A 21,301-nucleotide genomic window follows, 5' to 3' on the forward strand; every position below is an offset into this window, starting at 1 on the left:
CTTCAGCAAGCACTCATGACGCAGACTGTCCAAATTTATGAACAGCAGATTGAGGTTGGCGATCAATGCCGTTATGAGGAGATTCGGGTTGCTCCCTGCGGAAATGATGAAGTGGTCTTTTTTATTCGAGATATTAGCGATCGCAAACAAGCAGAAGCCAAACTGCAACTAACAAACCAAGAATTAGCCCGTGCCACAAGACTTAAGGATGAATTTTTGGCGAACATGAGTCACGAACTTCGCACCCCTCTCAACGCAATTTTGGGTATGACTGAAGGCTTGCAAGAACAAGTATTCGGTAAAATTAGCGATCGGCAACTAAAAGCCTTACAAGCTATTGAGTCTAGTGGCTCTCACCTATTGGAACTAATCAATGATATTCTCGATCTTTCCAAAATTGCCGCTGGACAAATTGAACTTGACTGTGCAATCACTTCGATCAATCATCTCTGTCAATCTAGCCTGACGTTTATTAGACAACAGGCGATGCAAAAAAGTATCCAGATTCACACCAAAATTCAGATGAATTTGCCAGATCTGCTGGTGGATGAACGGCGCATCCGTCAAGCCTTGATTAATCTCCTTAGCAATGCGGTCAAATTCACTCCAGCAGGAGGAACCATCACCTTAGAAGTTAGTCGTCTCCAGTTGATCACTTCTTTCCAAGAGAAAGCTAATCAAGAAGCAAAAGAATACTTACAAATTACGGTAATTGATACTGGTATTGGCATCGCCGCAGAAAACATCCAGAAATTATTTAAGCCTTTTGTGCAAATCGACAGTGCGTTGAATCGCCAATATGAAGGTACAGGCTTGGGGCTTGCTCTAGTCAAGCAAATGGTGGAACTTCATGGTGGCAAGGTGGGGTTAACCAGCGAACTTGGTATTGGTAGTCGCTTCACCATAGAGCTACCCTATGCTACCGATGTTGTGTTCTCTCCTGAAAGGCGCGACAGCGATCAGACAACCACTAGCTCACAACTGGACTCTCCAACCAGAGGCAAATTACAAGTTCCCTTGATCTTGATCGCCGAAGATAACGAAGCCAATATCATGACGATTTCCAGTTATCTATCAGCAAAAGGCTATCGCATTGTGTTAGCCAAAAATGGAGAAGAGGCGATCTCGATCGCCTTGTCAGCCAAACCTGATTTGATCTTGATGGATGTGCAAATGCCATTAATGGATGGATTAGAAGCAACTAGACGCATTCGGCAGATTACTAGTCTAGTCAATGTTCCGATTATTGCGCTGACGGCTCTAGCGATGGCATCCGATCACGATCTTTGTCTTGCCGCAGGAGCTAATGAATATATCGCAAAACCTGTTAAGCTAAAGCAACTTGCAGACACTATCCATCAATTTTTAGCAACTTAAGAAGATAGGCAATGAATCTAGCATCCGTTTTAGTCATTGACGACGAAGCTGATAATTTTGATGTAATCGAAACCATCTTGAGCGATCAAGATTACCAGTTGCACTATGCTGCTAGCGGCAAAGATGCGATCGCCTATCTCGACACATTTCAGCCCGATCTAATTTTGCTAGATGTCATGATGCCAGTTATGGACGGCATTGAGGTTTGCAGAAGCATTAAAGCTTTACCAAAGTGGCAAGCCGTACCAATTATTATGGTTACGGCTCTTAACACTAAAGAAGACTTAGCAAGATGCTTGAATGCAGGAGCTAACGACTTTATCAGTAAACCCTTAAACTCTCTGGAGTTTCGAGCAAGGGTAAGCTCAATGTTACGCATTAAAGAGCAGCACGATCGGTTAGAACGAGCTAATGCGCTGATTCATGCTCAGCTCGAAGCTAGTCTAGAGGGCATTATTGCTGTGGATGAGCAGGGGCGGTTAGTCGCATACAACCAAAAAATGTGTGAAATATGCGATATCAAAGCCATTGCGACTACTACTAAGCCACAGGAGTTACCGTTACTACAAGCAGCAAGTTTCCCTCCAGCAATTACTCAAATCTTAGAAGAAACCTACGACGAGCCAGAGCAAGTTACTCATGGTGAGTTGTTGATCAATGAACTTACCTATGAATATTTTAGTAGTTCAGTGACTTCCCCTAATGGTCGGTTTTGGGGATTTGTCTGGAGATTTCGTGATATAACCGATCGCAAAAATTACGAAATCAATCTCCAAGAATCCAAAGAAGTTGCCGAGTCGGCCCTGCGAGTTAAGTCCGATTTTTTAGCAATGATGAGCCATGAAATCCGTACTCCCATCAATGGAGTCCTAGGAATGACCGAGCTGTTAGCCACTACATCCCTAGATCAAGAACAAAATAAGTTTGTCCAATCCATTCAAACTAGCGGCGAAATACTTTTAACTGTAATTAATGATATCCTCGATTTCTCCAAACTTGAATCCCAAAAACTTTTATTTGAGAATCTACCGATTGATTTGCATGGAATGATTGCTGATACCTGTACGCTCCTGAGCCAGCAAGCTGAGACAAAAGGAATTGAGTTAAATTACCATATTGATCCAAAAGCACCAACATATATTCTGGGCGATCCGATCAGGCTACGTCAAATCTTGCTTAATCTAGCGAATAATGCTGTCAAATTCACTCATACAGGAGCAGTTCGTCTGTCTGTATCGCCATTTATATCGCCACAAGTCCAATCGGAAGGGGAACTAACACTACTTTTTGAGGTACAAGATTCAGGAATTGGACTTTCGCCTGAACAGATCCAAAAGCTATTTCAACCCTTTACTCAAGCATCGATCGCTACTGCTCGCCAGTATGGCGGCACAGGATTAGGGCTAGCGATTTGCCAAAAACTAGTGCAGATGATGGGAGGGCATATATGGGCAGAAAGCTCTCTGGGCAAGGGCTCTACTTTTTCTTTCACTTTGCCAGTCTCGGTTACAAATGAACGACCTCAGATCATGATTCCTTTTGAAAGGAGAACTATGTTGCGTCAGGTTCAGCCTCCTAATATTGCGCTTGCCACGCAATTACCGCTAAATATTTTGGTTGCTGAGGATAATTTGATCAACCAAGAAATGGTTTTGGCGATGCTCAGTAAAATGGGCTATACCCCGACGATCGTCAATGATGGAGTAGAGGCCATTGACGCTCTGAAAAACAATGCTTTTGATATTGTGTTCTTAGATGTCCAAATGCCACGCCTAAATGGACTAGAAGCTGCTAATTGTATTGTGCAGGACTGGTCAAAAATATCGACCAGTCCATCGCGCCCGACCTTGATCGCTATGACTGCTAGCGCCATGCAAGGCGATCGCGAAATGTGTTTAGATGCAGGGATGGATGACTATATCAGTAAGCCAGTATCTTTTGATACTTTACAAAGGATTATTAAGCGTTGGGGTAATAGTTCGCCAGAAATTGAAATACAATCACATACAGATGAGGTTAGTGCAGACTTTGATAGTCATGCGCTCAGAGAGATTGAGAAGGTTTCTCTGAATTTGCCTAAACGAATGATTAATTTATTCTTAAACGAAGAATGTCCCAGCTTACTAACTAAGCTGCATCAAGCCGTATTAGATCGAGACGCTTCACAAATAGAATATGTTGCTCACACTTTAAAGGGCAGTAGTAAGATGATTGGGGCTAGATCATTTGCTGAGATTCTTTTTAAATTAGAAGTTGCAGGACGTAGTCAGCAATTAGATGGTTGCGATCTCCTAGTAATAGAGATGGATCGAAGTTATCCTTTGGTTGTTGCTTATTTAGAGACTTATCTGGATAAAAATTCATGACAAATACATTTTCTGTTTTAGTTGTTGATGATGAACCCGATAATTTTGATGTGATTGAGACGCTCTTGAGCGCACAGAATTATCAATTGCATTACGCAGCCAGTGGCAAAAATGCGATCGCTAGTCTTGAGACCTTTCAACCCGATCTGATTTTGCTCGATGTGATGATGCCAGAGATGAATGGCATAGAGGTTTGTAAGCGAATTAAAGCTAACCCTGAATGGCAAATTGTGCCGATCATTATGGTGACGGCCTTAAGCTCTAAGTTAGATCTAGCTAATTGTCTAAATGCTGGAGCCGATGATTTTATTAGTAAGCCGATTAATAGTGTTGAAATGCGAGCGCGGGTGCATTCAATGCTGAGAATCAAGCAACAGTATGACAGTATTCAAACTCTCTCCCATATCCAATCAAATACGATTAACATCCTCGAAAGTACTCTCAATGAATTACGTGGTACTTTGGCTTCAAAAATGTCCCATGAACTCAATACGCCCCTAAATGGCATTATGGGCACGATTTCTTTGCTGAAAGAAGATATCGAAAATATGGATATTGACGAAATCCGAGAAATGCTAGGTTGGGTTGATGAATCAGCGCAGCGCTTAGAAAATTTAACCAAAAAATTTCTACTTTACTTAGAGTTAGAATCATCTCCAATTCGGCAACAGTCCTTCAAAACAGCTCATACAAAATTCTCAAGTGCCGCAGTTAAATCGACGTTGCAATCCTTTGTTCGCCAGCTTAAACGTGGTGATGATCGTCTTATCTTTGACCTTGAAGAATCAGAGATTGCACTATCGGAGCGAGATCTTTTGACGATTCTCCATGAATTAGTTGATAATGCTGTGAAATTCTCCACTTCAGGGACGATCGTCAAAATTCATAGCCAAGTGATGGGCAATATGTTTAATTTGTCAGTGCACGATCTAGGGCGAGGTATGACCGAAGAGCAAGTCGATCGCATTGGCGCTTTTGTACAGTTTGAGCGTAAAACCTATGAGCAGCAAGGTGTCGGCTTGGGATTAAGAATTGTTAAAAAGATTGTTGAATTAGCTGAAGGGATTTTTTCGATTAGCAGCATTTATCAACAGCAAACAACAGTAAATATTTCTTTACCGATCCCACCCGCAGTTAGAACTTGATTGAAAATAGATTCTTATAAATTTATGTTTAATTCCCCTGCTCAATTAGAACTAACAACAGCAATTATTCGTAATCCTATTATTGTTTCGCCTGAATCCAAGGTGTTGGAAGCGATCGCGCAAATGAGTGGGGTGCGATCGCAATGTGATGCAGCTAAAACCTTAGATAATCAATCGGCGCAATTGGAGATCGAAGTGCGATCAAGTTGTGTATTGGTTGTAGATAATGAGCAGTTAGTAGGCATCGTCACCGAGCGAGATGTAGTGCGTCTAAGCGCCGCGCAACTACCCCTAGACATTACAGTAACAGAAGTCATGGCTCGTCCTGTAATCACTCTGCGAGAGTCTGCTTTTACTGATTTGTTTTTTGCGATTAATCTCATTCAGCAGCACCATATCCGTCATTTGCCAATTGTGGATGATAGCGATCGCCTAGTGGGACTTGTGACCTATGAAAGTTTACGTCAAACCTCTCGCCCGATCGATCTGCTGCGCCTAAGGCTCGTAAATGAAGTGATGACTCGTGAAGTGATCTGTGCGGCTCCCGAAGATTCTATGTTGGTAATCGCCAAACTGATGGCTCATTACAGTATTAGCTCCGTGATCATTGTGGAAACTAGGTTAAAACAGGATCGTTGTTTGCAAGTACCTGTGGGGATTTTGACAGAGCGCGATATTGTTCAGTTTCAAGCCTTGGGCTTAAACCTAGAAAGTTGGACAGCGGAAGCAATGATGAGCAGTCCGCTCTTTGCGGTCAAGCCAGAGGATTCGCTGTGGATGGTACATCAAATCATGGAGCAGCGCTTCATCAGTCGTATAGCTGTAGTCGGCAAAGAGGAAGAAATTTTGGGGATCATCACCCAGACCAGCTTACTACAAGCGCTTAATCCGATCGAGCTTTACAATTTAGCAGAGGTTCTAGAGCAAAAGGTGATGCGTCTAGAGGCCGAAAAAATATCTTTGTTGGAAAGCCGCAATGAGTTATTAGAAAACCAACAAGTCATTACCTATCAACAGCTACAAGAAGAATTACTTGAGCGCAAAAAAGTAGAATTAGAACTCATCGAACTCAATCAATCCTTAGAACTCAAAGTCGGAGAACGAACTAAAGCTCTTCACAGCAGTGAAGCCCGTGTTCGTGCGATGATCGAGGCTATTCCTGATTTATTGCTGCGGGTGTCGCGAGATGGTATGTGCTTGGAATATATCAATTCTCAGGAACACGAACAAAAATTCTTGCCAATTCAGCAACATCTCTCTGAAGTATTGCCACCCGATCTATTACAGCAGCAGCTAAAGATGCTCGCACAAGCGATCACTACGGGAGAATTACAGGTTTATGAGCACCAGTTATATCGAGGCGATCGCGTGGTTTTTGAAGAAGTACGGATTGTGCCGATTAGTGATGACGAGGCGCTGATCATTGTGCGCGATCAAACTAAACGTAAACAGGCGGAATTAGCTCTACAGAAAAGCGAAACTCGGTTTCGGCGCGTATTTGAATCAAACATCGTGGGGATGATGTTTACGGACTTGAACGGTCAGATTAGTGATGCTAACGATCACTTCTTGGAAATGCTTGGCTATACCAGAGAAGAGCTGAACGCCAAGCAAATTAGCTGTGAAAAAATTACCCCTCCCGAATATCTGCCAATCGATCGCCATGCCATCCAGCATCTGGGGCTTAGTCGCGTGATTGCGCCTTGGGAAAAAGTCTATTATCACAAGGATGGGCATTCTATTCATGTTCTCGTTGGGCTGGCGCTGCTCTCCGAGGACGAATGTGTCTTTGTGGTGGTGGATATTAGCGATCGCAAGCAAGCTGAGGAATTGATTCGCCAACAAGTCGATCAGGAGAAATTATTGGCAGCAATTACTCAACGAATTCGCTCAACCTTGAATCTACCTGAGATCCTAAATGCCACTGTACAACAAGTTCATCAAGTTTTAAAATCAGATCGGGTACTAGTCTATCAAGTCTTTCCTGACGGAACAGGTTCAGCCATTGCTGAATCTGTATTGTCGCAATGGTCGTCAATTTTAGATATTACTTTTCCTGAAGAGATTTTCCCTCAAGTTAATTACGATCGCTATATCCAAGGAAGAATATTTGCCCTCAGCGATCGCGAAACCAAACCGAATGAGGTGTTACCCTGTCTGGCAGAGTTTCTTGCCGAAATACAGGTCAGAGCCAAGCTCGTTGTTCCTATTATTCAAAAAGATACCCTCTGGGGATTGCTGATCGTGCATCAATGCGATCGTCCGCGCCATTGGCAAGTATGGGAAATGAATTTACTCCAACAAATTGCGAATCAGTTAGCGATCGCCATTCAACAGGCTGATTTATTTGAAAAGTTGCAGCAAGAACTTCGCGATCGGCAAAAAACACAGCAACACCTTACCGAAATCAACCAAAAGCTAGCATTGTCAAATGAAGAACTTGCGCGTGCTACCCGACTAAAAGATGAGTTTTTGGCTAATATGAGCCACGAACTCCGCACCCCTCTTAATGCAATCCTAGGGATGACTGAGGGAATGCAAGAACAGGTTTTTGGTAAAGTTACTAGTTCTCAAATCAAGGCTCTGCAAACTATTGAACGTAGTGGATCGCATCTATTGGAACTCATTAATGACATTCTTGATGTCGCTAAAATAGAATCTGGACAAATCGATCTAGAGTACTCAAAGGTGTCTATCGAATTTTTCTGCCAGTCCTGCCTTACTTTTATCAGGCAGGAAGCTCACAGAAAAGGCATTCAGCTAGAAACGAAAATTTTACCCAACCTCTCTGAATTAAATGCAGATGAACGACGTATTCGCCAAGTCTTGATCAACTTGCTTAATAATGCCGTTAAATTTACTCCAGAGGGTGGACACATCACCCTAGAGGTTAGTATCCATCAGCCACGCTCTTTAAATCAAGTAGCTAATGAACCGACTGCTAGCATGAGCGCCAAACCCGAATTGACCGTAGCGACGAGCTATCTTTACTTTTCGGTGATCGATACAGGTATTGGCATTGCCCCAGAGAATATCAGCAAGCTATTTCAGCCTTTCATTCAAATCGATAGCGCTCTCAATCGTCAATATCAGGGCACTGGATTGGGGTTAGCTTTAGTAAAACGTATAGTAGAAATGCATGGGGGCACAGTCATGTTAACTAGTGAAATAGGTGTGGGTAGCTGCTTTACAATTGCGCTTCCCTATGCAGCATCTGCTGAGTTATTACCATCCGTCATCAATCAGACCGAACCCACTTCTGAATCCAACCAGAACACACAAAGCCGTTCCTATCAAATTTTGCTAGTAGAAGACAACGAACCCAACATCATGACAATTTCTAGCTACTTAACTGCTAAAGGCTATAACATGGTGGTAGCCAAAAATGGACAAGAAGCGATCGCCTTGGCGCAGTCATCAAAACCTGATTTAATTTTGATGGATATTCAAATGCCCGTGATGGATGGTTTAGAAGCTACAAAACAGCTTCGCCAGATTCCTAGTCTTGAGCATGTACCAATCATTGCCATCACCGCACTAGCCATGGACAATGATGTAGAGCGTTGTCTTGCCGCAGGAGCTAATGAATATTTAAGTAAACCTGTTAAGCTGAGGGAATTAACAAAACTTATTCAACAATTTTTAGTTCTCAATTAGCCCAAAATCAGTAAAGTGGGCAATGCCCACCCTACGGATTCTCAATTCTCAATTAATCCTTAATTAATTCTCATGAACAAACCTTCTATCCTAGTCGTTGACGATGAACCTGATAATTTTGATGTCATTGACACACTTTTAAGTACCAGTGATGACTTTGAGCAGGAAAATCAAGACTATCATTTGCACTATGCAGCTAGTGGTAAAGATGCGATCGCCTATCTAGAAGCCTTTCAACCCGATCTAATTTTGCTAGATGTAATGATGCCAGATATGGACGGCATTGAGGTGTGTCGGCGGATTAAAGCGATGCCAAAATGGAGTGCTGTACCAATTATTGTGGTTACAGCATTAACCACTAAGAAGGATCTTGCCCAATGCTTATTTGCTGGCGCTGACGACTTTATTAGTAAACCTGTCAATCGTTTAGAGCTAACTGCAAGAGTGCGCTCAATGATCCGTATTCACCAGCAATATCAACAATTAGCAACCTTTAATACCCAATTAGAAGAAATGGTGCAAAAGCGTACTGCCCAATTGCAAAATATGCTTTTAGAAGATGCGCTCACTAAGTTACCGAGTCGAACATTATTAGTTCAAGAATTAAAAGCGAGCTTACAAGCAGGAGAAGCATCCCTCGCTTTAGTTTATATAGACTGCGATCAATTCAAATTGGTAAATGGTTCCTTTGGTCATGCCGTTGGCAATCAATTACTAATTGCGATCGCCCAACGTTTACAGCAGCATCTCTGCCCCAATGACTTACTAGCGCGGATGGGTGGAGATGAATTTTGTTTCTTGCTACATCAGATTGATGAAGAAAGCTCTATAGAGCCATTTCTTCTGAAGATTCTCCAAAGTTTTACGCAACCCTTCGTAGTGGCAAATTGTGAAATCTTTATCACAGTCTGCATGGGAATTGCCCTATGCAAAAATAGCGATCGCCAAGCTGAGGAACTCTTGCAAGATGCAGACACAGCAATGTATCAAGCTAAATTACGCGGTAAAGATAGTCATCAAATCTTTGATCGCCAAATGCATCTCGCTATGTTCAATCGCCTGATTCTCGAAAATGATCTTCAGCGCGCGCTAGAGCTGCAAGAGTTCATTCTCTTTTATCAACCAATCATTCAGTTGCAAGACCAAAAACTAGTAGGATTTGAAGCATTAGTGCGTTGGCGAAGTGCGGAGCGAGGTATGGTTTCCCCCGCCGAGTTTATTCCTTCTATGGAAACAACGGGCTTAATAGTACCTGTGGGGATGCTGGTATTTAAGCAAGCTTGTCAGCAACTTTATACATGGCAACAGCAAGGCTGGACAGAGCTAACTATGAGTGTCAATCTCTCGGTGCGTCAATTTTCTTGCGCGACTCTACTCGCTGATATCGATCGCATTCTTTCCGAAACTAAAGCTAATCCTGCCAATATCAAGTTAGAAATTACCGAAAGTGCGATTATGGAAAGTGCTGAAACTGCGATCGCTCTCACCAAAGAATTGCGATCGCGCCATATTCAAATCAGCATTGATGATTTCGGTACAGGTTATTCTTCTCTCGGTTATCTCCATCGCTTTCCTGTGGATAACCTCAAAATTGATCGCTCTTTTGTGAGTCAAATTCAAACCGAAAATCGTAACTACCATGTCGTAGATACCATCATCGCTCTTAGCGATCAACTTGGTCTAGCAGTGATTGCGGAAGGGATTGAAACAAAGGAACAGCTTGAATGGCTGCAAAAAGTTGGTTGCAAATATGGACAAGGCTACTTATTTAACAAGCCTCTACCTGCATCAGAAGTTGAAAGAATTTATCTGCAAATCTAAAAAGAAGGCGTGCTTTGCACGCCTTCTTTTTAGATTAGCTAATCAACTGCTTGGCGCGACTTGAGATCGCGTCAGCATTCATGCCATTAAAATCAAACAACTGACCAGCAGATGCAGTCGTTTCACCACGCTTCCATGAGAAGACATCGCGCTTGCTATTGCTGCGGAGCATTACAGGTTCCAGCATCGCTGAAGCACCACCGACGACACCAATCAGAGCATCACCACCAAAGAAAGCCTCAAAATCAGCATCACTCAAGAACTTCCCATCTGGCTCTGAGCAAGTATCCCATGCCACATCGGTTGGACGATAGAGGCGACGAGGGCTGACAATGGAGACGATTTTGGAACCAATTCCTTGTTCTGCGAGTTTTTGCGCTGCTTCATACACAGGGCTCAACATCATGTCACCGATGACAGCGAAGACCACCTTCTTATTGCCTGCGGTTTCTTGCAAGGTAATTGCGCCATCTTCGAGAGCCTTACGGTTCTGCTCAAAAGTGGTGCGGATTGGCAAAGGTGATTTGCTGGCGGTAATCACAACACCCTTATTCACTGCCTTCAACGCCCAGTCGTAGCAAACTTGAATGCTATTCGCATCAAGAGGGAAGAGTGGGAAGATATTTCCATTACGCATCATTGAGGCAAAGTAGCCTTCGATTTCAGGTCGTTGGTGTGTCCAGCCATTGCGACCTTGCTCCAAAGCTCCTGCGGTAAATAAGCATACAGTTGCAGGTGTTGGTCGGCGTAGCTCCGCCATTGCTTGCGTAACCGTCTGCCAAATCGGAAGTCCATTAATCGCAAAGGATTCATAGGAACACCAAAGGGTACGGCTACCCATTAGTGCCAAGCCAACCGCTAAGCCTGCACAAGCATCTTCGCTCAATGGTTCGTAAACTTGTCCACCAGGCCCTTGATTATAAAGTGCATCCTCAGTGGGGTGATTGATTTTCAGAGCTTGGTTGATATTGGCAATTCCTGAAGCTTCATTTCCATCTGCATTAGTGACGATATAGCGCTTATCGGTTTGCCCGACATAGCCCACTAAGCGCCCCATCGCTGTTGTGGAAATCTTGGCTTCCCCAGCAGCATATTCTTCTAAGGGCAAAGTTCCCAAATCTGTTATTGCTAGTACTGATTCCGTAACCGCAGTTTTGGAAGAAGAACCTCCGCCAGCCCATTCTAAATTAGTGCGCACGGTTTGCCATGCTTCAGGATTGAGTGCACGGGATTTCAAGCCAGCGATCACATCAGGATTCTCAAGGGTGTGATGAGCATAGAGGTTATGGGACTTTGCACCGCGTGCATGAACTCCAGCGCCCTTAAGTTGTTTGATGATAAATACGGTCAGCTTGCCCCCAAAGGCTAGTTTTGCGGCTTTGTCCACACCGATAAGAACTGCTTCTGTAAAAGCTAAGCGTTGTTTGAAAGAGAAAGCGGTGCTATCAACATAGGCTTCTGGTTGATTTTGATCATCAAAATCCTTTGCGTCGATCAGAATTACTTCATCAAAGCCGTTCCCTTTCCAGAAAGCAATCATTTCCGCATTGGTCTTTGTCGAAACCATGCTGTGATGTTCTTGGCTATAGCCATTCCAAACCAGAATTGGAATAAAATTTGTGACTTCAGGATAGGCAGTATGAAAATGTGCGATCGAGCTAATTGGATAGGGTTCACCCAGTCCTCCGTCACCCATCGTGACGGGGAAAAGCTTGTCACGATGCAGCAGGGCTGCTGCCATCGCAAAATGTTGTCCCTGTCCAAGGGGGCCAGCAGGAGCGAGAATCCCTGGGATGAATCCTGATAAGTGACCGAGCAAGCCATGTTTTTCACGATAGCGATCGCGCATTTGCGTTACTGTGCTGATGCCCATGTCTTCGAGAGAGCGATCGAGAAACATGGCGCTGTAGTAACCAGGGGCGTGGTGTCCAACTTCTGTGGGCATGTTCTTGTGCCCCAGCATATAAAAGGCTGCGACGGCTTCAGCGCTACTGGCAAATCCGCCTGGGTGTCCTGATGCTTTGCTAGCTGTGACTTGTAGAGTTAGATAGCGTAAAGCATCGGCGGCGAGTAAGGTTTGAAATACAGCGGCGCGATCGCTAGGATCGGTAACGCCAGATTTTTCTGGGCTGAGTACAGGTACAAGTCCTAGCTCGTCGAACCCCTCCAACGGTTCGCCAAAGTACTGAATGCCTTCACGAAAGTCATCTTTGAAAGCGGGAGTGGCTGCGTTTGTGGTTTCAGGGGTTGCGACCATAGATTTTTTGACCTTGGGTTTGTCTAGACTAAAGATTTAATGATGAAATGTATAGAGGTTAAGAAATGTTGAAATTTCTTCTCCAGAGTCATTTTAGTATGTCTAGGGTTACATCAAGTCTTGATTTGCTAACTGGAGTTAAACTGTCGGGCGTGGATCAAATGGTTGTTGTTAGTTGGGGCAATAATAGGGAGTTAATGCAGCGCGATCGCATATCATCACATCTACAATGAGATCGCTCTAAAGGATCTGGAATCCTGCTTGTGCAAAATGTTGATCGAAGGTGAGAACTTCTCGAATATGACGATCTTGCATGACTATAAATGAGACGCAATCCACTAAGCCCCATTCTTTGTCTGGACGGGTTTTGTATAGCTCAAAGGCTCGGTCAAATATTTCAGGTGTGAGGCGGATAACTTCAACATCTTCTGAACTGAGAAATTGTTCAATTACTTCTATTGCTTCATTTTTATATCTACGGGCAAGGGAGTTGGCGATTTCGAGAAGTACTGCATCGGTGATGGCTAGGGTTTGATCGATGTAGCGATCGCTTAAATCTAGGGCTTGTGTGTGATATTGATCGCGTTCGTTGATGAGGGCAATGATGAATGAAGTATCAATGAATATTGTCAAGGTTCTTTTCTCCATTTATATACTGGTCAATGTTAGCGGCAAAGTCAACTGGGGCTTGAATTTTGATTCGTTTAAGTTTGCTTAAGATGCCTTTTTTAGGTTTAGCTGCGGATTTGGCGATCGCAAGTTGTTTGACGAATTGGTATAGCTCATCAAGGTTGTCTTCTTCGATTTTGTTAATTTCGGCGTAGATTAGTTCTTTAAGAGTCATAATGATTTAACCTCAACTGAATTACTTACTTCAGTTTAATATTAGATTAACCTTAGTTCCATCTATCTTATCTCAAAAATTTATTAACAGGATTGGTGTAAGCTATAAGCGATCGCCTATCAGCACATCAACAATGCGATCGCTATCTAAAAAAGTCGATTAAGTCAGCCGATCAGGTTGTTGTGGCTTGGGGAAACAACGGAAAGTTAATGCAACGCGATCTCTTTGTTTTAGAATTGCTGTCTAACCTTAAGCAGCAACCCTCAGCTAGACAAGTATGAAAAAAGGTGCGGTCATAGACAAATCGGGACTCTACCGTTATTCCCTATGGAGAGACTGGGATGTAGAGAAGCCAAAACTAGTTTTTATTATGCTTAATCCGAGTAAAGCAGACGCGAAAATTGATGACCCTACGCTGCGCCGATGTATCAATTTTGCAAATTATTGGAATTTTGGTTCGCTGACAGTAGTTAACTTGTTTGCTTACCGATCAGCAAAACCATCGGAACTTAGACAGGCAAGTGATCCTGTGGGACTACAAAATGATCGCTATTTAAAAAAGGCGATTAAGTCAGCCGATATGGTTGTTGTTGCTTGGGGAAACAACGGGAAGTTAATGCAACGAGATCGCCTTGTTTTGGAGTTGCTATCTAAAGAGGATATTCAACCTCATTGTCTAGGAATTACACAGGGAGGACATCCACGCCATCCTCTGTATGTTAAGTGTTGTACAAAAACTATTGACTATAAATAATTTGTGAATCAATCAATTTAATGTGTCATTCAATAATAACTTTCTAGTCAAGAGTCATATGAATTTTATCGGTCATGGTATTGATATTGTTGAAATAGAGCGTATTAAAAACCTCCTAGAAAAATTAGGAAGTAGCTATGAAACACGATGCTTTACAGAGATAGAACTTATTACGGCTAAATCTAATGTAAATTACATTCGATTCTTGGCAGGTCGCTTTGCTGCTAAAGAAGCGATAATTAAAGCTCTTGGGACAGGATGGAGTCAAGGAATTGCGCCAACTGATATTGAAATTCAACGCTTGTCAACAGGACAGCCAACAGTAGTTTTATATGGTAAATGCCAAGAGATAGCTTCAGAACTAGGGATTCTGAAGTGGTTATTGAGTATAAGTCATACAGATTTAATTGTGATCGCAAGTGCTATTGCTTTAGGATAAATTATGCTCTAATCAAAGCATCACTACTTAAAAGAAGAGAATAAATCTATCACTGATCTTGATAGGTTATTGAAAGTGCATCAAGGTCAACAAGAACTTTTCCACCTCGATTTTTTTCGACTTTCCTCCATACTTCATAACAGTTTAAAATAGTTTTTTCCCAATCAGCAAGTGAACATTGAGAAACCTCTAAATGGTCTGTTAGACTTTTGATGGTTTTTAGGATGTGATCGTCAAGGGTTGAAATTTTTTCTAAAAAATGATGATTCTTGGCATAGGTAAATACAAGAGTAGATATCCCCTCTTCAGTAGCTATTGCGCGACCACCATCCTCAACTTCGTCAATATCAGAGTTGCTTTTTCGTTTGCATTTTAGATTGCTTCTAGTAACTGGTGACCAACCCAAAACAGCAGCACATGCAAAATGAAAAATGTCATGAAAGCGATAACCATCACATGAGTAAGAGTTGTCTGTAAGATCGTTCCCGATTTGTTTCCCATTGATAAAAGCTCTCATTTTTATTGAGTTATCTTCGCTTACTTCCGTAATCTCAATCTCAAATTGACGTGGTAAACGCTCTTCTTCTGGAAAATCTCTGTCAAATATATACACATGTGTTTGCTCTGAAGATACTATTCCCCAACGATCACGACACTTCTGAAGATTAGCTTCAGCAATTTGAGACAAGTCAAGATTGAACTTGCTAGATAAATTGGCAATATACCAAAGTAGATCACCCAACTCTTCAGCAACACGTTTTGGAAAAAGTTGGTGGGATTCGCCATCTCGGAGATACTTTTTGTATTCACTAAGTAACTCACCAGATTCACCTGCAAGACCTAACAGGGGAACCATTATGTCTACTCCTTTGTCAGTAGGAATTCTATTCGTCTTCAGAGCTTGTTCTTGGTATTCTTGAAAATCCATTATTCACCCCATCAAGTACTATTAAAACTTAGAATTAAATGCGCTCTTAGTTAGTCTGTATTCGTTGATAGCTTGGTTAATTCCCCACTTTGGAGGATACCAATAATCCACATGCGTTCCTTTACCTGAATATTTCTGTTTTATACGAGTTCGACCTGATATCCCAGAAATGTCAGGATGTTTCATTCGAGAGTATTTGTCAACTTCACAGAATAGATTTTGGCAATCAATCAATTGCAACTTTCGTCCCCAGAGTGACTGAAAGTTAAGTCCTAGCCTCGCAAACTCAGAATCTTGAATATCTGCCATAAATTTTATAATTTCTGGTTCATTCAGTCCTCCCAGATCTGTAAAACATTTGCGAATGCCATCTAGCGCCCCAGGTCCAGGAATAACAAATTCCATTTCGCTAAAGTTAGTAATTTCACTATAGTTAACATCAGTAATGAACTGGTACGCTAAGAAATCACCTATAGTCGGATATGCGCGTATTAAATCGAATCCTTGGTGCATATTTTTAGCATCCGAGAGCTTCTTGGGCAGATCATTGGACATCATCATCTCGATTAACTTAAGATGATTTCGATGTTTAGCTTTATGTCCGAAACTTGTACTTCCTGATGGCATAATGTATGCAGCAGAATAAATAGTTTGACCTGACTGTATAGCATTTGTAAGAACTTTGTCATAGCGATCAAAGGAATATTCTGCAAAAATGATAGAACCTAAATGATGTTCTAGAAGTTGCCAAGTTTCGATCTTATTGAATAGTTTAAAGAGCATAATTCTAAAAAAAACTTCATTCGGTGATGATGGAAGATCATTGTGGTAGATAATATTCCTTATTAAATATTGGCTTACGCGATCTGACGCACGGTAAGCATTAGTGAACTTGTATGTCGAAAGAATTGGATCATCTGTCCAAGGCATTGATGCATTTTCTAGCTTCTTGAAAAATATTTTTTGCCTTTCTACCGCAAACCGCCAGTAAGTATTAAATACAACAGTAGGCTTTGCTGGAAGAATATGCGAAACAATCTCTAGCTCTGAGCTTTTTGCGTCGCCATAATCGCCAAACAAAAAATTTAACTGCTCGTTTTGTTCAATGTTGTCATTATGGATTTTCTGACTTTTAGTTCTCATTTTATGTTCCGATTGATGTCTCTTCGTAAGTTGTTTAGTCCAAAGCCTTTCGAGCTAAGTCAGTGAGTGTAGTAAGGCTAGAATGTGATTTGGTAATAGTATCCATCTTGGCAACACCAATGAAGCAATTCATTCGTTCAAATGTCAATCCCATTTCGTGAGCCATAAACTCACCCAATCGACAAAGCCCTAAGTAGTTCCCATAGGCTTTCTCAAATATCTTTTGAGTAGCATAGAAAGCGTTAAGAGTTAGAGTTTTCTCATTGTTTTGAGGAACAAAGCTGACATGTTGAAGACAAGGGAAAGGAAGATACTTATCATTTATATGATCAAGTGCAGGATCAAAAATTGACGCTTGAAACATACTTTTTCTAATACCTGGCTTGTAATGAGAAATTATATATTCAAGTTGATTAACATTATTGGAGCCAGAACCAAATGCTATAAGTCTTTCAAAATAAATACCACGTCGATTTTTATGTCGTGCTAGAGCTTTATACCTAGGAAGAGCGTTAAGATATATCTCAAATAATTTATTTCGGTCATTTATAGAATGCTTCCAGAGGGAATAGGGGAAAATAGTGTTTGCAACTGTATGGACTTTCTGTTCATTGTTTACTAAAAGACTATTGTCAAGTGCATCTCGAATTACTTGATCTTCCTTTGGAATGCCATTCGTAAAACCTGTTAAGGTTATTACTAGAGGTGAAATCTCTTTGCCAGGATTATCAATGATATGTAAGAAAGCACGAGACCAAGCATGTGATAGATTCGTGTCTTCAATTAAGAGTGGTGTAGTGCTATTCATCTTCAGCATCCTCAAAGTGGCGATATTGACTCAATCCAGTAAATTGAAAACGAGATATCCGAACAAATATCGCCCAATTACTATCAGGGCAGTAAACACGAACAATACCAGGACGGTTAGCCCGAAAGAGTCTTCCTAAAGGTAACTCTTTTTGAATAGTGATAGTATCGTTGACTGATTCTGCCATATTTGGTAGTAAGAGATTACTCCCTACTTCCGCATCAAGTATTGGTAGAGACCATTGTAAATCAGCAATAATTAAAGGATCTGTTGAGGTATGCCCTAAGATGTCTTTTCGTATAGCTTTAGGGCTTGATTTGAGAAGTAAACTAGCTTGCGAATGACTAATCATTTTTAGAGTGTAAGTCATGTGCTTGATTAAAGTTTCATAACCAACTCCAAAACTACAAGCGATTGTAAAAAATTGACGAGGCGTTGCTAAAGCGAAATTCCACCCTCTTGAGACAAATGCTTTTCGCACCGCTAAAGGTTGCATGAATAGGAAGCCCGAAAAGGTATCAACTAAAAATTCATCTGGACTAAAAGTTTTGATATCATTTAAGCATTCTTTGAGTTCATCTATTGTTGACCCATGTTCAAAAATGTGATGTCCAAGTTCATGAGCGCAGGTAAAATTTCTCCTAGAAAGAGGACGCAAAGAAGAAAGTAAAATTGTTGGCTCCTCTCCTTTGATATACATGCCTTCCATATTGATGTCAACAAATCTAACCTTTACTTTTAGTTTGTCGCATAAATCATAGATGCAAATTGGACTATTAAGCGCAAATCCCAATTGAGTCCGAATTTCAATTGATTTGTGCATAGCCTTTTGAGCCAATACTTGCTTCAGATTAGTCACAGTTTGAGTCCCCTTATTTCGATTAAGTTGGGTAATGGTGCTATTCACTATTTGCTTCCTCCTGTTTTCATTGAAGCCAAAATTGTTAGAAGTCTGTCAAGGTCTTCAGGTTTCAGTTTTTGTAGTTCTCTGGCTGCAAGTTGAATTTTGTTGTCGTGCATGTCAACTTTGGATGCACCTTCACCAATTAGCCATACAGAACTAACATCAAAGATTTCTGCAAACTGGGCAATTTCTTCGGCAGAAACATTTCTATTTCCAGCTTCTATTTCAGAAATAGAGGGTCTATGAACACCTACCATTTTTGCTACTTGAGTTTGTGAGAGACCAGCCATCTTACGAGCTTCACGAATGCGAGAAGCTATAATTGCTTTTTTCTCTATTGCTTCTGTCATGATTGATTCTCCTCTCTACTTATCATTTCACAGACCATAGCTGCTGATTCATTAATAGTGAGTGGACGCTTGCCATCTTTTGAGAGAAAAATATTGCTACAGTTCGGGATAGTGACCCCAATCGTAGATGACAACATACTAATAGCGGCGGGCCAGAGCATACTATCAAATCCCTCAAGATCATTTAGAGGACATGTATTACCTTGAATTTGGCTTATGTCATATCCACTATCACTCTGAATACTTTGAAGAACATTTATGAGGTTCATTTGCACATCTTGTTCATTCATAGCGCTTTTTAACATCTTACGGTATGTAAGAAAATCTTACCAAAGCGTCAAGGATATGTCAAGTTGTTTTTTATATCGTTAATCACATTCCCTTCGAGTGAGAATTACTGAGTAAATTACTATAACTACTCCTCAGGCAGACAATCCTCATCTAAAGTTTGCTCAGGAGTGAAGAGAGAATCAATTGAAAAAGTGGCGATGCTTTAATTGCAATTTCTGGCGTATGGCTTCAAAACTAGAACAGCAATCGGCGATCGCGCTACATCCTCGACCTCATTAAGTGCGATCGTGCGAGTAAGTGTCGAATCGGTTAAAATTGTGAATAGCCTGCCACCATTGAATGAGAGATAGACATAAAAAACACAGGAGCTAAATTATGCCTGAAACATTACAGTACATAACTAACGAACAAGGCGATCGCATCGGCGTTGTATTAGATTTAGATACCTATTCTCGGCTCACCCCTGCTTTAGATCCTGAATATCTCATCGGCTTAACCGCAGAAGAACTAAAAGCCCTCGCTACTTGTAAATTAGCCATAACCGATCAAAATCACCTAGATCAATTAATCGATAGAAACACCGAAAATTCACTCTCCGAAGGTGAACTTGATGATTTAGATGATCTTCTAGAAAAAGTTGATCACCTCACTATCCTAAAAACTCGCGCTAGATATACTCTAAGGCTCTTACAAACAAGATCAGAGCAAAGGATAGTTGCATGAGCGCCTACATCGCTATCCATTTACAAAAACAAATTCGAGAGCATTTTTATGAATGCTGCGCCTACTGCAAAACAGCAGAATTTTTAACAGCCGTTACCTTTGAGTTTGAACATATTCAACCAATTTCGGCAGGAGGTGAAACTATATTTGCCAACCTAGCTTTATCTTGCCCCTCCTGCAATCGCCACAAAGGAAATCGTCAAATTGCGCCCGATCCTAGCAACAACGATCTAGTTCCGTTATTTCATCCACAACAACAAATTTGGCAAGAGCACTTTAGTTGGGATGAATCCAAAACAGAAATTATAGGCAAAACAGCGATCGGTCGAGCTACTATTACCGCCCTCAAAATGAATCGCTCATCTCTAGTTCGAGTTAGAGCCATGTGGATAAAATTAGGAGAACATCCACCTATATTTTCAAAAGTAGTTCAAGAAATTCGTTTAGAAGCACAACAAAAAGGGCTTACCCCCGAAATCTTAGAGGAAATCCTCAAGGATGAATTTTAGATTTGCATCCCTTCCAAAATATTTCCATCATCAAAGCCGCTAATTTTTTAACAGCAGTTGCGATACATCCTTGACCTCATTAAATGCGATCGTGCGAGTAAGTGTCAAATCAGTTGCGATCGTCGTAGGGGAGAGCATTCCCATGAAAATCTACGCTTTTATAGATTGATTTAATTTGAGAATCCAATGACTTAAACACGCAAGATAGGGACAAGCGATCGCTAAAAAGAGAAGTCTAGAGGCTTTGCATCGCTTCGCTTAAGTTCATTAATAGCTTGTAATAGCGAATCACCCATATCAGAAAAAGAAGTAAAGTCAATAAAGCTATGAAGGGGAAAATCGTAGTTAATCCCATCGTTACAATCATTCCTATGCCAATGAGCAAAACCCCTTCTGCATCTTTTGCAAGGTTATTATTATTGATGAATTCTGCAACCTGTTTAAGAAATATTAAAAAAGAGACATAAGCGATCGCTGAAATAATCGTTTGTAGCCCTGCACCATTTTGGGGAAATGCTCCGATGCGCTGGAAATAAGCAATAATTATTGAAATTAAATCAAACATGACAGATATATAAATAGTTGCTTTTCCCTCCATTCTCTCTGGTGCTGTTAAGCAAAGTAATTTGCCCACAATAGCCATAACCTGTGCGACCAAAAATGCAATTACAGTACCAATCACTCCTACCAAAAGAAACACTAGGCTTCCAGCAAAGCGCGTAATAATGAGCATAATTATGCTTAAAGTAGTAAGGGCAAGGCTGTAATAGAGCAATGAAATCCCTGTAGGTACTTTAGTTTGCTTAAGTTGCCTAGCAGAGTTTGTATTCTGTCTAGAATTATTTTGCTGTCTCATAGGGCGCTGAAGTTCGACCCTTGCAGTATATAGTTCCGAGAGCTTTATTGTATAGCAGGGCAAGAGATAGCTAGCACAAATCAAAACCCAAATAAATGAAGGCGGCGCTTCGCACCGCCTTCATTTATT

The 21,301-nt window shown here is 41.4% G+C and carries 22 protein-coding genes; 12 read left to right on the forward strand and 10 right to left on the reverse strand.

Features of this window, described 5'->3' with window-relative positions; all coding sequences use genetic code 11:
• From APA_RS21360 to APA_RS21380, 5 genes are all read left to right on the forward strand, one after another.
• Window positions 1-1,377: ATP-binding protein (locus APA_RS21360; protein ID WP_201324248.1), on the forward strand; the 1,377-nt coding region annotated here is incomplete at its 5' end.
• 11 nt (window positions 1,378-1,388) lie between these two features.
• Window positions 1,389-3,743: a response regulator gene (locus APA_RS21365; protein ID WP_201324249.1), complete on the forward strand. Its 2,355-nt coding sequence runs from the start codon at window positions 1,389-1,391 to the stop codon at window positions 3,741-3,743.
• Complete coding sequence (locus APA_RS21370) at window positions 3,740-4,888, forward strand: response regulator (protein ID WP_201324250.1); 1,149 nt, start codon at window positions 3,740-3,742, stop codon at window positions 4,886-4,888. Before APA_RS21365 ends, APA_RS21370 begins: the two co-directional genes overlap by 4 nt.
• Window positions 4,889-4,912: 24 nt before the next feature.
• Window positions 4,913-8,545 carry a CBS domain-containing protein gene (locus APA_RS21375; protein ID WP_201324251.1) on the forward strand — a complete coding sequence of 1,211 codons (3,633 nt, stop codon included), beginning with the start codon at window positions 4,913-4,915 and terminating at the stop codon, window positions 8,543-8,545.
• Between the two features lie 72 nt (window positions 8,546-8,617).
• Complete coding sequence (locus APA_RS21380) at window positions 8,618-10,366, forward strand: EAL domain-containing protein (RefSeq protein ID WP_201324252.1); 1,749 nt, start codon at window positions 8,618-8,620, stop codon at window positions 10,364-10,366.
• Window positions 10,367-10,400: 34 nt separating this feature from the next.
• On the opposite strand, the gene APA_RS21385 is transcribed toward APA_RS21380, so the two are convergent.
• Window positions 10,401-12,623, reverse strand: a complete 2,223-nt coding sequence (locus APA_RS21385) for a phosphoketolase (RefSeq protein ID WP_201324253.1) — start codon at window positions 12,621-12,623, stop codon at window positions 10,401-10,403.
• 65 nt (window positions 12,624-12,688) lie between these two features.
• Here APA_RS21385 and APA_RS25330 point away from each other — a divergent pair, with 65 nt between their 5' ends.
• Window positions 12,689-12,856, forward strand: a complete 168-nt coding sequence (locus APA_RS25330) for a hypothetical protein (RefSeq protein WP_236579951.1) — start codon at window positions 12,689-12,691, stop codon at window positions 12,854-12,856.
• 7 nt (window positions 12,857-12,863) lie between these two features.
• On the opposite strand, the gene APA_RS21390 is transcribed toward APA_RS25330, so the two are convergent.
• The gene (locus APA_RS21390; RefSeq protein ID WP_201324254.1) at window positions 12,864-13,256 is read right to left on the reverse strand and encodes a type II toxin-antitoxin system VapC family toxin; all 393 of its coding nucleotides are present in this window, start codon (window positions 13,254-13,256) and stop codon (window positions 12,864-12,866) included.
• Window positions 13,240-13,467 carry a hypothetical protein gene (locus APA_RS21395; RefSeq protein WP_201324255.1) on the reverse strand — a complete coding sequence of 76 codons (228 nt, stop codon included), beginning with the start codon at window positions 13,465-13,467 and terminating at the stop codon, window positions 13,240-13,242. The genes APA_RS21390 and APA_RS21395 overlap by 17 nt, the downstream gene beginning before the upstream one ends.
• A 104-nt stretch (window positions 13,468-13,571) precedes the next feature.
• On the opposite strand from APA_RS21395, the gene APA_RS25925 reads away from it, so the two are divergent.
• From APA_RS25925 to acpS, 3 genes are read left to right on the forward strand one after another with little or no spacing between them, the layout of a single operon-like run.
• Complete coding sequence (locus APA_RS25925; RefSeq protein WP_201324327.1) at window positions 13,572-13,748, forward strand: DUF1643 domain-containing protein; 177 nt, start codon at window positions 13,572-13,574, stop codon at window positions 13,746-13,748.
• Entirely contained in the window at window positions 13,745-14,221 is a 477-nt protein-coding gene (locus APA_RS21405; protein ID WP_201324256.1) for a DUF1643 domain-containing protein, read from the forward strand. Before APA_RS25925 ends, APA_RS21405 begins: the two co-directional genes overlap by 4 nt.
• Window positions 14,222-14,279: 58 nt before the next feature.
• Complete coding sequence (acpS, locus tag APA_RS21410) at window positions 14,280-14,660, forward strand: holo-ACP synthase (protein ID WP_201324257.1); 381 nt, start codon at window positions 14,280-14,282, stop codon at window positions 14,658-14,660.
• Window positions 14,661-14,709: 49 nt separating this feature from the next.
• Here the strand turns inward: acpS and APA_RS21415 are convergent, their stop codons facing one another.
• From APA_RS21415 to APA_RS21440, 6 genes are read right to left on the reverse strand one after another with little or no spacing between them, the layout of a single operon-like run.
• Window positions 14,710-15,588, reverse strand: coding sequence for a nucleoside triphosphate pyrophosphohydrolase family protein (locus APA_RS21415; RefSeq protein ID WP_201324258.1), 879 nt, complete (start codon window positions 15,586-15,588; stop codon window positions 14,710-14,712).
• 21 nt (window positions 15,589-15,609) lie between these two features.
• Complete coding sequence (locus APA_RS21420; protein ID WP_201324259.1) at window positions 15,610-16,731, reverse strand: nucleotide kinase domain-containing protein; 1,122 nt, start codon at window positions 16,729-16,731, stop codon at window positions 15,610-15,612.
• A gap of 34 nt (window positions 16,732-16,765) precedes the next feature.
• A complete protein-coding gene (locus APA_RS21425) occupies window positions 16,766-17,539 on the reverse strand; it encodes a hypothetical protein (RefSeq protein ID WP_201324260.1) in 774 nt (257 codons plus the stop codon).
• Window positions 17,532-18,446 (reverse strand): ImmA/IrrE family metallo-endopeptidase, encoded by a 915-nt coding sequence (locus tag APA_RS21430; protein ID WP_201324261.1) that lies wholly within the window; start codon window positions 18,444-18,446, stop codon window positions 17,532-17,534. Before APA_RS21430 ends, APA_RS21425 begins: the two co-directional genes overlap by 8 nt.
• Window positions 18,446-18,793, reverse strand: coding sequence for a helix-turn-helix domain-containing protein (locus APA_RS21435; RefSeq protein WP_201324262.1), 348 nt, complete (start codon window positions 18,791-18,793; stop codon window positions 18,446-18,448). The genes APA_RS21430 and APA_RS21435 overlap by 1 nt, the downstream gene beginning before the upstream one ends.
• The gene (locus APA_RS21440) at window positions 18,790-19,083 is read right to left on the reverse strand and encodes a hypothetical protein (protein WP_201324263.1); all 294 of its coding nucleotides are present in this window, start codon (window positions 19,081-19,083) and stop codon (window positions 18,790-18,792) included. The genes APA_RS21435 and APA_RS21440 overlap by 4 nt, the downstream gene beginning before the upstream one ends.
• A 207-nt stretch (window positions 19,084-19,290) precedes the next feature.
• Here APA_RS21440 and APA_RS21445 point away from each other — a divergent pair, with 207 nt between their 5' ends.
• Genes APA_RS21445 through APA_RS21455 form a run of 3 tightly spaced genes read left to right on the forward strand, consistent with a single transcriptional unit; the run spans window position 19,291 to window position 20,316 of the window.
• A complete protein-coding gene (locus tag APA_RS21445; RefSeq protein WP_201324264.1) occupies window positions 19,291-19,434 on the forward strand; it encodes a hypothetical protein in 144 nt (47 codons plus the stop codon).
• A gap of 25 nt (window positions 19,435-19,459) precedes the next feature.
• Complete coding sequence (locus APA_RS21450) at window positions 19,460-19,807, forward strand: hypothetical protein (RefSeq protein WP_201324265.1); 348 nt, start codon at window positions 19,460-19,462, stop codon at window positions 19,805-19,807.
• Window positions 19,804-20,316, forward strand: coding sequence for an HNH endonuclease (locus APA_RS21455; protein WP_201324266.1), 513 nt, complete (start codon window positions 19,804-19,806; stop codon window positions 20,314-20,316). The genes APA_RS21450 and APA_RS21455 overlap by 4 nt, the downstream gene beginning before the upstream one ends.
• A 235-nt stretch (window positions 20,317-20,551) precedes the next feature.
• On the opposite strand, the gene APA_RS21460 is transcribed toward APA_RS21455, so the two are convergent.
• On the reverse strand, window positions 20,552-21,172 hold the full coding sequence (locus APA_RS21460) for a hypothetical protein (RefSeq protein ID WP_201324267.1): 621 nt from the start codon (window positions 21,170-21,172) through the stop codon (window positions 20,552-20,554).
• Window positions 21,173-21,301: the final 129 nt, after the last annotated feature.

Origin of the sequence: Pseudanabaena sp. lw0831 (assembly GCF_016584665.1) — a bacterium.
In the GTDB taxonomy this organism is placed as follows: domain Bacteria; phylum Cyanobacteriota; class Cyanobacteriia; order Pseudanabaenales; family Pseudanabaenaceae; genus Pseudanabaena.